Origin of the sequence: Aeromonas media, assembly GCF_020423125.1 — a bacterium.
GTDB classification, from domain to species: Bacteria; Pseudomonadota; Gammaproteobacteria; order Enterobacterales; family Aeromonadaceae; genus Aeromonas; species Aeromonas media.
Window position 1 is genome coordinate 3,446,302 of record NZ_CP075564.1, and the last position, 15,412, is coordinate 3,461,713.

Here is a 15,412-nt window from a genome sequence, read left to right on the forward strand (position 1 = left end):
GATTCCGGTTCAACGTGAACACCATTTCCGGACCAATGTGAACGCTCATTCCGGCTCAACCTGAACACTTTGCCCCTCCTTTCCGGAAACAGTGTTCAACATCCCTGAATCACTGTTCACATTCACCAGAATCATCCTTAACGCATTGATTTAACAACCTTTGATACGCTCTCCCTTTTGCCAGGGAAGAGCCTATGTCTGCCAAGAGGATTGCAATGCGTAAAATTCGTTAAGTGCTGCGACTGCGGCTGGAAGCTGACCTCTCTGTTCGCCAAATCAGTATCTGTACCAAGGTCAGTGTCGGCTCCATCCAGAAACTCCTCAAAAGTGCCCAGGCGCTCGGCCTTAGCTGGCCCCTGCCCACCGAGCTTGATGATGGCCGACTGGCTGCCCTGTTTTATCCGCAGGCCGATACCACCATATCGGCCTGCCATGTCGTGCCGGATTGGCCCTCTGTCCATCAGGAGCTCAAGCGCAAGGGGGTCTCCAAACAGCTGCTCTGGGAGGAGTACACCCAGCGCTATCCCAATAGCTTTTACAGCTACTCCCAGTTCTGCGACCGTTACAAGTCCTGGTGTCAGTTGCAAAAGCGCTCCATGCGCCAGATCCATAAGGCGGGGGAAAAGCTCTTTATCGACTACTGCGGGCCCACGGTGCCCATCGTGTCGCCGACCACGGGTGAGGTCCGTCAGGCACAAGTCTTTGTCGCCGTGCTCGGTGCGTCCAACTACACCTTTGCCGAGGCCACCTGGTCACAGTCACTGCCGGACTGGCTGCAAAGCCATGTCCGTGCCTTTGAGTTTTTCGGCGGGACACCGGCACTGCTGATCCCCGACAACCTCAAGAGCGGTGTCAGCAAGGCTTGCCGATACGATCCCGAGCTCAACCCCAGCTACCAGCAGTTAGCCGAGCACTATCAGGTGGCGGTGATGCCAGCTCGTCCTTACAAGCCCAAGGACAAGGCCAAGGCGGAGGTGGGTGTGCAGATCGTCGAGCGCTGGATCCTGGCCCGTCTACGCCATCAGACCTTCTTCTCGCTTGCCGAACTCAACCAGTGCATCCGTGCCTTGCTGAACGAACTCAACGAGCGTCCGTTCACGCAACTGCCCGGTAACCGACGTGACGCATTTGAGCAGTTGGACCGCCCGGCACTGGGACCACTGCCGGTGCATCCCTATCGCTATGTCGCCATCAAAACGGTCAAGGTCAACATCGACTATCACGTCAGCTATGAGCGGCACCATTACTCGGTGCCACACCAGTATGTGGGTCAGCAACTGGAGCTCCATGCAGGCGACACACTGCTTCAGGTCTATCACCAGCAACAGCTGGTCGCGAGCCATCCACGTAAAACCATCCCGGGGATGAGCACGCTCCCTGAGCACATGCCGGAACGTCACAGCAAGCAGCAACGCTGGACCCCAGGGCGTCTTAAACAGTGGGCTGCTGACATCGGACCGAGCACCTTTTGCTGGGTTAGCGAACGGTTGGAAGAGAAAGCCCATGCCGAGCAGGCATACCGACTCTGCCTGGGGCTGCTGAGTCTTAGCCGGGAGTATCCGCCATCACGGGTTGAAGCCTGTTGCCAGTTGGCCAACCGGGAAGGTCTGGTGCGACTCAAACAGCTCAAGTCGGTGCTGACCAGTGGCCGCGACCAACTGCCCGCAAGCCCGCTGAGCTACCCAGAGTTACCGCAAGAGCACGAGAACATCCGTGGCCCCCAGAGCTTCCACTAAAGAGGATACGCTCCATGACCCAACAAACCCTGACCCGCCTGAGAAACCTGAAACTGACCGGCATGGCGGATGCCGTGCAACAACAACTGGAACATGCGAGTACCTACGAAGGGCTGCCCTTCATCGAGCGGCTAAGCCTGCTGGTCGAACACGAACAACTGAGCCGGGAGCAGCGTAAGCAAACTCGGCTGGTCAAGCAGGCAAGGCTCAAACTCCAGGCCACGGTGCAGGAGCTGGACTACCAGTCAGCACGCAACCTGGAGCGGTCACAGGTAGCAAACCTGGCCCAAGGAGAGTGGCTGCGCCGGGGCCAGAACCTGCTCATTACCGGCCCCTGTGGCTGTGGAAAAACCTACCTGGCTTGTGCGCTGGGCTACCAAGCCTGTCAGCAAGGGCATAGCACTCGTTACTACCGGCTGCCACGTCTGCTGCTTGAGCTGAGCCAGGCCAAGGTAGATGGCAGTTACGCCAGACTGTTGGGTCAACTGGCAAGGATAGAGCTGCTGATCCTGGATGACTGGGGACTGGAGGCGGTGAATGCCGAACAGCGCAACGCACTGCTGGAGATCATGGATGATCGGTATGGGAAATACTCGACGATAGTGGTCAGTCACCTGCCAACTGAAGAGTGGTACGCGAGCTTGGGTGACAACACCCTGGCAGATGCGATCCTGGACCGGCTGATGCACAACGCTCACCGGCTGCCACTGAAGGGAGAATCGATGAGGAAGAGGAGAAGTGAGTTGACCCAATCTGAACAGTCGAGTTAGAAACGAGATGACGTGAGCGCGTTAAGGATCAGGGTGTTCACGTTGGCCGGAATGGCTGTTCAACTTCGCCGGAATACGCACTGACGGCGCTTACTGCTGAATTCACTGTCGGCGAAGGTGAGCTGATGACTCATGATGAACCCTTTTTCATGGCTCCAGATGACAAACATGATCTCATATCAGGGACTTGTTCGCACCTTCCCTAACGTTAGTTGGTTTCGACCATTACGTTTTGACTTATACAAGGCTTCATCGCAACGGCTGATCAGCTGCTCTAAACTTTCTTTCTGAAATAATGATGCAACTCCCAGTGACACGGTGACCTTGCCTACATTCTGAAACTGCTCTGAAGCAATTCGCAATCGCAAACGTTCAGCTAATTCTGCCGCGACCATATCAGTGCAATTCTCAAGCAGGATCAAAAACTCCTCGCCGCCCCAACGAATTATCCGATCATTACCCCGAACCGACTTTCGAAGCAGACCCGATACTTGAGCTAAAATCTGATCACCAACAGGATGCCCAAAGCTATCATTAATCTGCTTAAAGTGGTCAATATCGCAAAGAATGAGACTCATGGACTCTTCCCGGCTAAGAGTAAAGCTATAAGCCTCACTTAACAACGCCTTACCATGATTGCGGTTAAACAAACCAGTTAGTTGATCCACTGTTGCCGATTCACGAAGCGCCTGCTCTTCAAGAAGTCGCTCAGTGACATCTTTTCCAACACTAACATAGTTAGTAATGTTACCAGCTTGGTCTTTGATAGCGGAGATACTCTGCTCAGAATGATACAAGGTACCGTCTTTACGTTTATTAATGAAAATTGCCTGGAACGTCTTTGCTGTCATTAAAGACGCTTTTAAGTTCTTATAAAAGTCATCGTCGTGTAAGCCTGACTTGAAAAGTGTTGGTGTATTGCCGATTAATTCTGATTCTTCGTAACCGCTAACCTGGATAAACGATTGATTAGCAAAGATTATCTTTGCATGCGCATCGGTAACGAGTATCGGCTCTGCTGCGGCATCCAGTGCCTGACCAAGAATTTTACTGGTATCTTCTACCTTGGCATAAGCAGTCATATCTTGCTGCACTAAAACAAAGTGCGTGATGTCACCCACCTCATCTCGTACCGGTGAGATATTCCAGCGCACCAAATATGGCGAACCGTCTTTGCGGTAATTAGTAGTCATACCCTCGAAGTATTCACCACTGGTAAGACAACTTCTAAGCCGGTTAATCACCTCCTGATCTGTAGCAGGGCCTTGTAACATCTTCAATGACTGACCATACAACTCATCAATTGCGTAACCTGTCATCTGACAAAAAGCAGGGTTCGCAATTTTTACAGGATATCCTGCTGCCCTGTCAGCACTGGTAATCACAACCGCGTTCCAAGACTGCATAATCGCCATTTTCAGCAAGCTAAGTTCAGAACTTCCCATCGAATTTTTCTCTTCCGCTGAAAACAAAAGACTGACATGAACAGCTTATATAATCAAGGCCTTACCTGATTACCCATGACCCTCAGCCAGCTTCAAGAGCCGATATGGCATCGGAGGGCTTGCCACGACTGCATGCCCCAATTCAACCAACATGCTCTTGAGGTCAAAACGATGATTAAACCGGAAGCAGTATTCCGCAAGATGCCTTGGTAAATGCTTCGCTCCGAGCGTATGGCAACTGCCCCGCAGCGAGTTTTTCACATTTCCTATCATCGTGTTTACCCAGTTGAATGCCGGATGATCCAGCCAGTCCAGGTTGCCCCCGGTGACAACACCCAGGTGCTCACAATTGGCCTCCTTGACCGCTTTGAAACAGGCCAATCCATCGGATATCACCGCGCTACCACTAGCAAGATGCCGTTTTGCCCAATCAGCAATGACGTTTTGAAACCATCGACCACCGTCATCCGCATCTTGATTGGATGCCCTCCCTTGTTCAGGGCCACTGCTGCCACAAACGGCGTCTTGCCTGCCACGCCCCGACCCCGTTTGCCACCACGGCGCTCGCCACCTCAGTAGACATCATCGAGCTGAATGATGCCGCTGATGGGCTGCTTGTCATCGGACTCTTTCATGGCTTGCAGCAGCTTGTGCTTGAGCATCCAGGCGGTGTCATATTACTCGTTGCTGGAGACCGCCAAAGCCAATCAACTGGAGCCGTCAGCGTATATCAATTATGTGCTGCGCGGATCGGCGAAGCGGACAGCCTGGAAAAGCTGGAAGCGCTGCTACCGTGGAATGTGGCGCTGGAGCCGATTTCAAAAAAAGTGGTGCAATACAACGAAGGCAAGTAGGTCGATTTAACGGCGCTTACGGTGTATGCTACGCCGCCCCCGGTGACGACACCATTACGGTGTCAGGCTCCATGGGTCGCTATATAGGTACAGATTCAGGTCATGAAGGGGCAAGTATGTCCATACAAGGTTCGTTGAGAGCACAGTTACTGGCGTTGTTGGGCGGAAGTATTCTTCTCCTCGTCATCATCTCGTTGTTCTGTTTCCGTCTGCTGGAGCAAGGGGTCGAAGATTATCAATCCCTGGTTAACAGCACGCTGCAAGAGTCGACGCTGGTTGATCGGGCCAATCTGGAGTTCAAGAGCCAGGTTCAGGAGTGGAAAAATGTCCTGCTGCGCGGCAAGGATCCGGAGGCTCTGACCAAGTATTGGACCCGGTTTGAAGAGCAGGAGCGTGCGGTCAACCAGACGCTGGCGCAACTGAGCCAGTTGGCCGGGCAGTGGCAGGGTCAGGAGTTGGTTGCCCAGGTGCGGAGCCTGAGTGATGAACATCAGAAACTCGGGCTGGCCTATCGTCAGGGCAAAGAGAAGTTTGTTGCCGCTCAGGGCGACCCGACTGTGGGGGATCAGGCGGTGAAGGGTATCGATCGGGCAACCAGCGAGCAGATGGAGGCTCTGGTCAAGCATCTGCATGAAGAAGGCAATCGTCAGGCCCAAGCCATTAGTGAGGAGACCCACAGCCAAGCCATTCTCGGCGTGGTATTCCTGATTGTGGCGTCATTACTGGTGGGGGTGCTCAGTCTCTGGTTGGTGAATCGCCAACTGCTGGTGCCGATCAAGGCGCTCACCGACTTCATTATCCAGTTGAGCCATGGCAAGTTTGATCGACCCTTTGCGCTGCAACGGCAGGATGAACTAGGTGCCCTGGCCAAGGCCGCCAATACCCTGCGCGATTTCTTGGGGACGACCTTTTCCCAGCTCAAGTTGAGTGGCGAGCAGCTGGATAGTGCCAGCCATGAACTCAAGGAAATCTCCGGGTTGATGGCCAAGGGCACCCAGGATCAATTCTCCCGCACCGATATGGTGGCTACCGCGATGCACGAGATGTCGGCTACGGCGCAGAATGTCGCGGAGAATGCCGCATCGGCCGCCCAGGCGACGGATCAGGCGGACCATACGGCTCACGAAGGCGAGCAAGTGATGCAGGACACCATAGGCGGCATTGCCCAGATGGGTAAAGAAATTGACAACACGGCTGGCGTTATAAAACAACTGGATGAAGATAGCCGCCGCATCAGTACCGTGCTGGAGGTGATCCGTTCCATTGCCGAGCAGACCAACCTGCTGGCCTTGAATGCGGCGATTGAAGCGGCGCGGGCCGGTGAGCAGGGTCGCGGCTTCGCCGTGGTCGCGGACGAGGTTCGTACCCTGGCCAAGCGCACGGCGGACTCTACGGCGGAGATCAACCAGATCATCGCCAAGGTACAGCGTGGCACCCAGGAAGCGGTACAGGCGATTGGTAGTAGCCAGCAACTCAGCCAGCAGAGTATCGAACAGGTGACGGTCGCGGGTCGCAAGTTGCAGAGCATCACGAGCTCCATCAGCCAGATCCACGGCATGAACCAGCAGATCGCCACCGCCGCCGAGGAGCAGACGCTGGTGGTGGAAGATATCGCCCGCAACCTGGTGGATATCAAAACCATCGCCACCGAGAACGAAGAGAACGCCCACCGCACCCAGGGTGCCAGCGACCAGTTGCATCAAACCGCGGTCGACCTCAACCGCGCCATGCAAAAGCTGATGGCCTAAATCAAAACCGGGCCCCGCGGATAGCGGGGCCCGGTTTTTCCTAAACAGATGCAAACGGCTTCCCCTAGCGCATCCCAGGGCGGGATCGCACTTTGTTAATGAAATTTCTGATTACCCATGACCCTCAGCCAGCTTCAAGAGCCGATATGGCATCGGCGGGCTTGCCACGACTGCATGCCTCAATTCAACAAACATAAAAATCAAACAGGCTGTAGCCTTTCTGGAATTGGACTTTGCTTTTGGCCATGATCTCGTACCTCAGTAACTGTACGTAAGATCAGTATAGCTCGTGGTAACTGCTAATCATGGGTAATCAGGTTTGTGAATGATGTAGTTATCGAGGATCAACGTGATGGTTTTGGCTCGTCGGTAGTGGTGGCGCAGCTTTTCCAGCATGGCAATAAACAGCGATGAGTTTTTCTTGATCCCGCTGACGTAAAGTACCCTTCCGTTGCCTGCGTGGAGAACGCCTGCCAGATAATGCTTGGCATTCTGCCCCGGTGTGACAACCCGCTTTTGCTGCGCTCTGAACATCCAGTCGGCTCCTAATTTGGGATTGAGGTCTATATCGACTTCATCCTCATAAAACACCGGATTATCGGCATCACAGCGGGCCAGCGCGGCGTCGATATTCGCCATTTTTTCCTGATAGGATGGGTCTTTTATCCGCAAGGTCGGCACGGGCCTGCGCCAGACAATGCCCATACGAGGTAACCATCGGCGGAGCGTGGAGGCTGCCACATTGAGCCCTGTTAACCGATTGATTTTTATAGCCAATAGTTCAGTACACCAACGGCTGCGCTGATAACCAAAATCTTGCGGAGAAAACTGCATGAGCAGCACCAGTAAGGTGACAATCTTGGCGATAGGTAAGACTGGGGCACGGCCAGCCGGTAAGGCTTCTAGCGCATCTATGCCTTCATCTCGATACCACCGAAGCCAACGACCGATGGTCGAGCGCGCAGCGCCGGTAAGGTGATGAACATCGGTGATCGTGCGTCCTTCATGTAACAGCAAGATGGCCATCAAGCGACGAGCATGTCCTTTATCACGGGTGGCATGGATGATTTTGTGAATGCGGCGCCGTTGTGGTCGTGGCAGAGGTGGTAGGATAGGCATCAACTCAGTCCTTTGGGTGTGGCTTGTTTTGTTTAGCGACTAATCAGATCGCACAAACTGGACTGAGTTCCCTTCCTCCGGTGATCTACTATTCGGAACAGCTATTTAGAAAAAATGGCTACTGAGCTATCCTGCCTGGGGGGGACGAGTACCGACAGATCTATGAACAATCCTCGCTACGCGAGAATGATAGCCATAGCAATTCAACTTTTCAGGTGAGAGGGATACGCTTTATCTATATATATAAAAACAATCCCTCTCAGCTACGCAACTCAGTTACCCTGCTGGACCTCAGAGTTTCTCTCGCTCCTGGGCGGTTGGCTGCTCACGTTCGGCCATGAAGTCGGCGCTCATACAAGGCTCATCAAACCACCTATCCCAGGACTCACCTACAGGTGTGATTATGCGAGTACGACCAACCACGACGATCTCAACATGCGTGACCTCATCTGGCAGGGCCACGGCCTCGGGCAGGTATACCCCCTGGCCACGACCACACCTAAAAACTGTTGATTCCATCACGCGTCCTATGAACACAGTACCATGTGAACCGAACATAGCTAATGGGCCCGGTATGTCAACTGACACCGGATGCACACGTTATGAGGTGTCCTGACAAGATCGGACAGTCCCGGATCAAGCAGCCTGAGCAGTTTGTTTATCACACTCACATACGCCATCACTTCCCCCACTTGGTCGTTGTAGTTTCGTTGACTGATTCTTCCCACCATCAGCTGTTTGAACCGGGACATCGCCGTCTCTACCAACGAGCGACGGAGATCTCGCCTGGATGCTCAAGCACAAGCTGCTGCAAGCGATGAAGGAGTCTGACGACAAGCATCCCATCAGCGGTATCATTCAACTCGATGATGTCTACTGGGGCAGTGAACGCCGTGGTGGCAAGCGGGGTTGTGGTACCGTTTGCAAGACACCTTTGTGGCGGCAGTGTCCCTGAAGAAGGAAAGAAATCCAATCAAAATGTGGATGACGGTGGTTGATGGGTTCAAAACTAAGACCATTGGCAAGTGGGCTAAACGACATCTTGCTAACGGGAGTGCCGTGATATCTGATGAGTTATCCCGTTTCAGGGCAGTCAAGGAAGCCAACTGTGAGTACCTGAGTGTCATCACTGGAGGCAACCTGGATTTACTGGAGCATCTTGCGTTCAACTGGGTAAGCACGATAATAGGGAATGTGCAGAACTCGCTGCGGAGCAGTTGCCATACGCTTGGAACCAAGCCTCTACCAAATCATCTGACGGAATGATGCTTCCGATTTAAGCATCGTTTTGGCATCAAGAGCATGCTGGTTGAATTGAACCACACGATAGAGGAAATCCATCTGATGCCATATCGGGAAGATCATGGGTAATCGGATAGGTGGTACCCCATATCTATAGCCACGTATGAATAATACATACCGATAAATTTGAGGATCAACCTCTTATAGAAGAGTTAATAACTGTGCAATTTCAAAAACAAGCCTATCCGCTTCATCAGAATCAAAATCTGTTTTCTGAAGTTTTTTGACTCCATGCTCATTCAATAAGACATGATTTGTAGGAGTGAGATTGTGAATAGCCAAACAACTTTTGACACATTGTAAAGGACATCCATCGATAGCAATGATCGATCTACCAGACTTTGCTATACGGACTAAATGCTTTACGTTTCCACCAACACCTGCAATGCAGGACATTTCTGCATCACCTCGTTTATCTAGCTGAATAGCCATATAGTTTGCCATCTGCGCTGCACTTGAACAACCAGAGCATGAATAAACCAATGGTAAAGAACGTAAACATTCACTCATAAAACATCCTTTAAAAATCATAGTCCCATGAAGATGCCCTTAATAAATAGGGCATCTGCGAAATCAATTATCAAATTTAAAGTTTCTACCAATAGCGCTGGTAATTCCGTGGTAACTCCTGAAATTATAAATCAGAGGGCTCCACAAATCCGCGTCAATAACGTCATCTTTTTTAAGTAAAGATGCATCTGCATGCACATGAGTGGCTCGCAATTCAACGATAGCAAAATTATTGCGCTTTGTTATATGTTCAACTAAACACTCGACCTGAATTAAACATTCTTGGATACGAGATGGTTTAACGGTACAGGACGCCAGCTCTGTAAATCCACCAAGAGCAAATTTATTACCACAATAACTGAAACCTATCTTTTCAGATGGGACAGGATCCTTTCCGGTCAATTTGGCAATAGATTCAATTCTATCCGAAAGGTTGTCTGATGCAACATTCAATACGACTTCTGGACAATTCTCAATGTTTTCGATAGCCTTTGAATTTAGACTGAGGCCGATGACAATATTATTCGAAAGAGACCAACTCGATGATATTGGTGTAATGTTAGTTGTATCAGTATCATCGATGGTACTCAGTAGAATTACGGTGTTTCCCCAATAAAGTGATTTTGGGTGAACTTGCTTATGCATTGCCATCTCCTTTGTAACAGAAACACTACAAATTATATCACAGTGTGATATAATTGAACTTATTGTATTTCACCTAAGAAGTCAACAACCGAGTAAGCTATGCTAACAAAAGCTCAATTTGAGGCACTTTCTGAGTTTCGCTATCAGTTAAAGCGTTTTCTTCACTTTAGTGAAACTGCGGCCAAGGAGCTCGGGCTCACACCATTACAATATTTATCCCTCCTGCACATTCAAGGATACCCAGGGCGCAACTGGGCAAGCGTGGGTGAACTAGCGGAAAGGCTACAAATGAGTCATCATGCTACCGTAGCTTTACTTACGCGATGTGAGGAGTTGGACCTTGTTGAACGGCGGAAAAATGAAAATGACAAGCGCAAAGTAGATGTGTATTTAACAGACAAAGGGAGAGAATATTTACAGCAATTGGCACAGCAGCATAAAACAGAATTACAATCGCTTCAAAATACTTTCCAAGTAGCACGTATTACAGCACTGAATGAAAACTATGATGCTGACCAGTAAAAAACATTATGTACTAAGAGTATGAGCAAGTGAATTGCTCATACTTAATTACCAGAATACTCTAGGGAAGGTGCTAACAAGTCACTTGGCACAAAAACACACCATTCTAAATTATTGATATTAAATGGCTAAACTTTTTAGTTTTGGCTCATAGGGTACTTATTCGCACCTTCCCTAATCATGGGTAATCAGGAATTCATTAATTTATTACTTTCATAAAATTAGCTCATTAAACAGCAATAGAGATCAATCATGATAGTAAAAACATCATTATAGTCTTGTCCGAAACTTAAGAGTGAACCCTATGATAAAAAGGCCAATATGCATTATCTCATAGTAACACAATGGCCTTATCACTATTAATAGCAGAACTATTTTCTGGTTATTTTATCGAGATAACCCATGGCGAATGCAGACAAAACAAAAGTGATATGAATCAAAAGATACCATTTTATTTTATCATTAGGAATATTCTCTGTATTCATAAACACTTTTAATAGGTGAATAGATGATATTGCCACAATAGATGCAGCTACTTTATTCTTGAGAGAACCTGCATCTAGCTTACCTAACCAGCCTAACTTATCGTCGTTATCCCCTACGTCTAACCTTGATACGAAGTTCTCATAGCCAGAAAACATCACCATAACTATTAGCCCACCAACAAGAGCAATATCTATAAGTGATAGCGTGACTAGCACTAACTCAACCTCTTTTATCTTCCATATGTTTGGGATTATATGGAATATTTCTTGGAAAAACTTCACTCCAAGTGCTACTAGTACCAGGCTGAGACCTAGATATATAGGAGCCATAATCCAGCGAGATGAATACATTAATTTCTCGAATGCTTTTTCCATACAGTTCGCCAAGCCTATTTTCTTTTTAACAAGTTAGATAACTATAAGCATTAATTCTACAGCCACCCCAAGTATTTTTATAAAGCCATTATTACATCTATGAAAACTTAATTCACATCAAAAGCCCCATCACAATATAAAACAATCTCGTTTCTATGTAGGATATACCATGAATAATCCTAGATAGATTATTGCCATAAAGATACTAACTTAGTATGAACCGCGAATTCAACTTCGAAGTGCGACACTCGCCTATGCCGCCTGACGGTACTCTTCGAATACCTTGACAGGCTGCCTGAATCCGAAACATTTCCGAGGTCGTAGGTTGAGCCACTGCTCCGCTCTCCTGACATCCTCGTCCGTGACCTCTCTCAGGTCTGTTCCCTTTGGGATAAACTGCCTCAACAGCCCATTGCTGTTCTCGTTCAGACCGCGCTCCCACGAAGAGTAAGGGTGCGCAAATTAAGTCTCGGCACCCAGCGCTTCCTCTATCGCCTTGTGTTCAGCAAACTCGCCGCCGTTGTCAAAGGTGATGGTATGCACCTGCTCGATGTAGGGCGTTAACATCTCGATTATCGCATCCCGCACCACCCCAGCCTGTTTGCTCGCGACCCGCTTGACCAGATAGAGCCGGCTCTTGCGCTCCACCAGGGTGACCAGTGCACCTGTGCCTCGCTTGCCCAGCACCGTGTCCGCCTCCCAATCACCGAGCCGCTCCCGGCTATCGACGATAGCCGGCCGTTCATCAATAGAGCGGGCTTCCTTGATGGGAGAACGCAGGCTGCTCGCCCCCTTGCGGTAGCGCTTGTGGCCCTGGCGCAGATGGCGGTACAACTGGCCACCCCGGGCTTTGTCGGCGGCCACATGGCGGTATATCCACTCGTGACTCACCATGAGGCCTATCTGCTTGCCCACCGCGCTTATCTGCTCCGGGCTCCACCACCAGGCGAGTGTCAGCTCGACAAACTGGATGACATCGGCAGATAGCCGAGATTTGGCCGCACTGGCCCGTCGGTGGGTGGCGTGCTGATGCGCATTGTCTGGCTGGTAGCCCTGCGGCCCGGCGTTACGACGCAACTCCCGGTAGAGGGTGGAGCGATGAACGCCAATGGCGCGTGCGGTGGCAAGGATGGACATCCCCTGTGCGCGAAGCACCGATAACTGGTATCGTTGCCCCTCGGTCAACTGCTGATAGCTCATGGTGATACTGCTTTTACTTTGGCGAGCAGAAGGGTACCACCAATCAGCAGTTGGCCACCTCTCGCCATTCATCCATGAGTGTCGCACTTATTATCTGAATTCCCGAAATAACTGTTAGGGAAGGTGCGAATAAGCGGGGAAATTCTTCTCGGCTGACTCAGTCATTTCATTTTTTCAGTTTGAGCCGATCTTTTCTCCCGTAAATGCCTTGAATCAGCCTATTTAGACCGTTTCTTCGCCATTTAAGGCGTTATTCCCAGTTTTTAGTGAGATCTCTCCCACTGACGTATCATTTGGTCCGCCCGAAACAGGTTGGCCAGCGTGAATAACATCGCCAGTTGGTTATCGTTTTTCAGCAACCCCTTGTATCTGGCTTTCACGAAGCCGAACTGTCGCTTGATGATGCGAAATGGGTGCTCCACCTTGGCCCGGATGCTGGCTTTCATGTATTCGATGTTGATGGCCGTTTTGTTCTTGCGTGGATGCTGTTTCAAGGTTCTTACCTTGCCGGGGCGCTCGGCGATCAGCCAGTCCACATCCACCTCGGCCAGCTCCTCGCGCTGTGGCGCCCCTTGGTAGCCGGCATCGGCTGAGACAAATTGCTCCTCTCCATGCAGCAGATTACCCAGCTGATTGAGGTCATGCTCGTTGGCAGCGGTGGTGACTAGGCTGTGGGTCAGGCCACTCTTGGCATCGACACCAATGTGGGCCTTCATGCCAAAGTGCCACTGATTGCCTTTCTTGGTCTGATGCATCTGCGGATCGCGTTGCTGCTCTTTGTTCTTGGTCGAGCTGGGTGCCTCAATGATGGTGGCATCGACCAAGGTGCCTTGAGTCATCATGACGCCTGCTTCGGCCAGCCAGCGATTGATGGTCTTGAACAATTGGCGGGCCAGTTGATGCTGCTCCAGCAGGTGGCGGAAATTCATGATGGTGGTGCGGTCCGGCAAGGCGCTATCCAGGGATAACCGGGCAAACAGACGCATGGAGGCGATTTCGTACAGAGCATCTTCCATCGCGCCATCGCTCAGGTTGTACCAATGCTGCATGCAGTGAATGCGTAGCATGGTTTCCAGCGGATAAGGTCGCCGGCCATTACCAGCCTTGGGATAAAACGGCTCGATGACTTCCACCATGTTTTGCCATGGCAGAATCTGCTCCATGCGGGACAAGAAAATCTCTTTTCTGGTCTGACGGCGCTTACTGCTGAATTCACTGTCGGCGAAGGTAAGTTGATGACTCATGATGAACCCTGTTCCATGGCTCCAGATGACAAACATGATCTCATATCAGGGACTTGTTCGCACCTTCCCTAGCATTCACACCTAAAATTTGGTGTAGGTATGCTCCTTAGAGATTTTTTAATCTCTTGGAAGAATTAATAAATATAAATTATGTATCTACATACACTGACTGGTATGTATGAAATGAACGATATTCTTATTCCAAAGCGTTTGCAACAGGGTAAAGAAAAATATATTGATTTTTTTCTTGAATTATTAGTTAAACATTATAATTGAGCCCTAAAATGGCAAAAATATCTATAAACTCTAATAATTTTGAGGGGATGAGTGTTCTATCTCAACAGTCAACTCGATTCAGAATCAGTCGTTCAATACAAAGTGGACAAGAACGATGTATGAGGGAAGGTGCGAACAAGTCCCTGATATGAGATCATGTTTGTCATCTGGAGCCATGAAAAAGGGTTCATCATGAGTCATCAGCTCACCTTCGCCGACAGTGAATTCAGCAGTAAGCGCCGTCAGACCAGAAAAGAGATTTTCTTGTCCCGCATGGAGCAGATTCTGCCATGGCAAAACATGGTGGAAGTCATCGAGCCGTTTTATCCCAAGGCTGGTAATGGCCGGCGACCTTATCCGCTGGAAACCATGCTACGCATTCACTGCATGCAGCATTGGTACAACCTGAGCGATGGCGCGATGGAAGATGCTCTGTACGAAATCGCCTCCATCCGTCTGTTTGCCCGGTTATCCCTGGATAGCGCCTTGCCGGACCGCACCACCATCATGAATTTCCGCCACCTGCTGGAGCAGCATCAACTGGCCCGCCAATTGTTCAAGACCATCAATCGCTGGCTGGCCGAAGCAGGCGTCATGATGACTCAAGGCACCTTGGTCGATGCCACCATCATTGAGGCACCCAGCTCGACCAAGAACAAAGAGCAGCAACGCGATCCGCAGATGCATCAGACCAAGAAAGGCAATCAGTGGCACTTTGGCATGAAGGCCCACATTGGTGTCGATGCCAAGAGTGGCCTGACCCACAGCCTAGTCACCACCGCGGCCAACGAGCATGACCTCAATCAGCTGGGTAATCTGCTGCATGGAGAGGAGCAATTTGTCTCAGCCGATGCCGGCTACCAAGGGGCGCCACAGCGCGAGGAGCTGGCCGAGGTGGATGTGGACTGGCTGATCGCCGAGCGCCCCGGCAAGGTAAGAACCTTGAAACAGCATCCACGCAAGAACAAAACGGCCATCAACATCGAATACATGAAAGCCAGCATCCGGGCCAAGGTGGAGCACCCGTTTCGCATCATCAAGCGACAGTTCGGCTTCGTGAAAGCCAGATACAAGGGGTTGCTGAAAAACGATAACCAACTGGCGATGTTATTCACGCTGGCCAACCTGTTTCGGGCGGACCAAATGATACGTCAGTGGGAGAGATCTCACTAAAAACTGGG

11 protein-coding genes and 6 pseudogenes are annotated in these 15,412 nt (G+C 50.5%); 7 read left to right on the top strand and 10 right to left on the bottom strand.

Translation table 11 applies throughout. The features are described 5' to 3' along the window. The first annotated feature begins 233 nt into the window (after nt 1-233). Both istA and istB read left to right on the top strand, forming a co-directional pair. Nucleotides 234-1,736 (top strand): IS21-like element ISAs29 family transposase, encoded by a 1,503-nt coding sequence (gene istA / locus KI797_RS15850; protein WP_226170021.1) that lies wholly within the window; start codon nt 234-236, stop codon nt 1,734-1,736. A 14-nt stretch (nt 1,737-1,750) separates the two neighbouring features. Then, nucleotides 1,751-2,506 carry an IS21-like element ISAs29 family helper ATPase IstB gene (istB, locus tag KI797_RS15855; protein ID WP_202040662.1) on the top strand — a complete coding sequence of 252 codons (756 nt, stop codon included), beginning with the start codon at nt 1,751-1,753 and terminating at the stop codon, nt 2,504-2,506. Nucleotides 2,507-2,685: 179 nt separating this feature from the next. Here istB and KI797_RS15860 read toward each other — a convergent pair whose 3' ends face one another. Both KI797_RS15860 and KI797_RS15865 read right to left on the bottom strand, forming a co-directional pair. Next, complete coding sequence (locus KI797_RS15860; protein WP_226170024.1) at nt 2,686-3,951, bottom strand: sensor domain-containing diguanylate cyclase; 1,266 nt, start codon at nt 3,949-3,951, stop codon at nt 2,686-2,688. A gap of 69 nt (nt 3,952-4,020) precedes the next feature. Continuing rightward, nucleotides 4,021-4,628 (bottom strand): annotated as a pseudogene (locus tag KI797_RS15865) (IS1595 family transposase); the annotation flags it as partial. 1 nt (nt 4,629) lies between these two features. Between KI797_RS15865 and KI797_RS15870 the strand changes: the two are divergent. After that, nucleotides 4,630-4,805, top strand: a pseudogene (locus KI797_RS15870) (transposase domain-containing protein); the annotation flags it as partial. A gap of 194 nt (nt 4,806-4,999) precedes the next feature. Next, nucleotides 5,000-6,553, top strand: a complete 1,554-nt coding sequence (locus KI797_RS15875; RefSeq protein WP_226170027.1) for a methyl-accepting chemotaxis protein — start codon at nt 5,000-5,002, stop codon at nt 6,551-6,553. Between the two features lie 318 nt (nt 6,554-6,871). Here KI797_RS15875 and KI797_RS15880 read toward each other — a convergent pair. The 3 genes and pseudogenes from KI797_RS15880 to KI797_RS15890 form a co-directional block, all read right to left on the bottom strand. Beyond that, a pseudogene (locus KI797_RS15880) lies at nt 6,872-7,672 on the bottom strand (IS630-like element ISAhy2 family transposase); the annotation flags it as partial. 291 nt (nt 7,673-7,963) lie between these two features. Further along, nucleotides 7,964-8,230, bottom strand: coding sequence for a type II toxin-antitoxin system VapB family antitoxin (vapB, locus tag KI797_RS15885; RefSeq protein ID WP_307772348.1), 267 nt, complete (start codon nt 8,228-8,230; stop codon nt 7,964-7,966). 2 nt (nt 8,231-8,232) lie between these two features. Next, nucleotides 8,233-8,448: pseudogene (locus tag KI797_RS15890) on the bottom strand (hypothetical protein); the annotation flags it as partial. Nucleotides 8,449-8,450: 2 nt separating this feature from the next. Here KI797_RS15890 and KI797_RS15895 point away from each other — a divergent pair. Beyond that, nucleotides 8,451-9,043 (top strand): annotated as a pseudogene (locus KI797_RS15895) (IS1595 family transposase); the annotation flags it as partial. A 72-nt stretch (nt 9,044-9,115) separates the two neighbouring features. Here the strand turns inward: KI797_RS15895 and KI797_RS15900 are convergent. Together KI797_RS15900 and KI797_RS15905 are read right to left on the bottom strand one after the other, a co-directional pair. After that, nucleotides 9,116-9,484 carry a putative zinc-binding protein gene (locus KI797_RS15900; protein WP_050555278.1) on the bottom strand — a complete coding sequence of 123 codons (369 nt, stop codon included), beginning with the start codon at nt 9,482-9,484 and terminating at the stop codon, nt 9,116-9,118. Between the two features lie 63 nt (nt 9,485-9,547). Then, on the bottom strand, nt 9,548-10,129 hold the full coding sequence (locus KI797_RS15905) for a flavin reductase family protein (RefSeq protein ID WP_162516531.1): 582 nt from the start codon (nt 10,127-10,129) through the stop codon (nt 9,548-9,550). A gap of 99 nt (nt 10,130-10,228) precedes the next feature. Here KI797_RS15905 and KI797_RS15910 point away from each other — a divergent pair, with 99 nt between their 5' ends. After that, nucleotides 10,229-10,651 carry a MarR family winged helix-turn-helix transcriptional regulator gene (locus KI797_RS15910; protein ID WP_081999320.1) on the top strand — a complete coding sequence of 141 codons (423 nt, stop codon included), beginning with the start codon at nt 10,229-10,231 and terminating at the stop codon, nt 10,649-10,651. Nucleotides 10,652-11,022: 371 nt separating this feature from the next. On the opposite strand, the gene KI797_RS15915 is transcribed toward KI797_RS15910, so the two are convergent. The 3 genes and pseudogenes from KI797_RS15915 to KI797_RS15925 form a co-directional block, all read right to left on the bottom strand. After that, nucleotides 11,023-11,511, bottom strand: coding sequence for a TIGR00645 family protein (locus KI797_RS15915; RefSeq protein WP_109422348.1), 489 nt, complete (start codon nt 11,509-11,511; stop codon nt 11,023-11,025). A 252-nt stretch (nt 11,512-11,763) separates the two neighbouring features. Then, nucleotides 11,764-12,711: pseudogene (locus KI797_RS15920) on the bottom strand (IS30-like element ISAs2 family transposase). A 263-nt stretch (nt 12,712-12,974) separates the two neighbouring features. Next, a complete protein-coding gene (locus tag KI797_RS15925) occupies nt 12,975-13,955 on the bottom strand; it encodes an IS5-like element IS5 family transposase (protein WP_026141915.1) in 981 nt (326 codons plus the stop codon). A 468-nt stretch (nt 13,956-14,423) separates the two neighbouring features. Between KI797_RS15925 and KI797_RS15930 the strand changes: the two genes are divergently transcribed. Beyond that, nucleotides 14,424-15,404 (top strand): IS5-like element IS5 family transposase, encoded by a 981-nt coding sequence (locus KI797_RS15930; RefSeq protein ID WP_026141181.1) that lies wholly within the window; start codon nt 14,424-14,426, stop codon nt 15,402-15,404. Nucleotides 15,405-15,412: the final 8 nt, after the last annotated feature.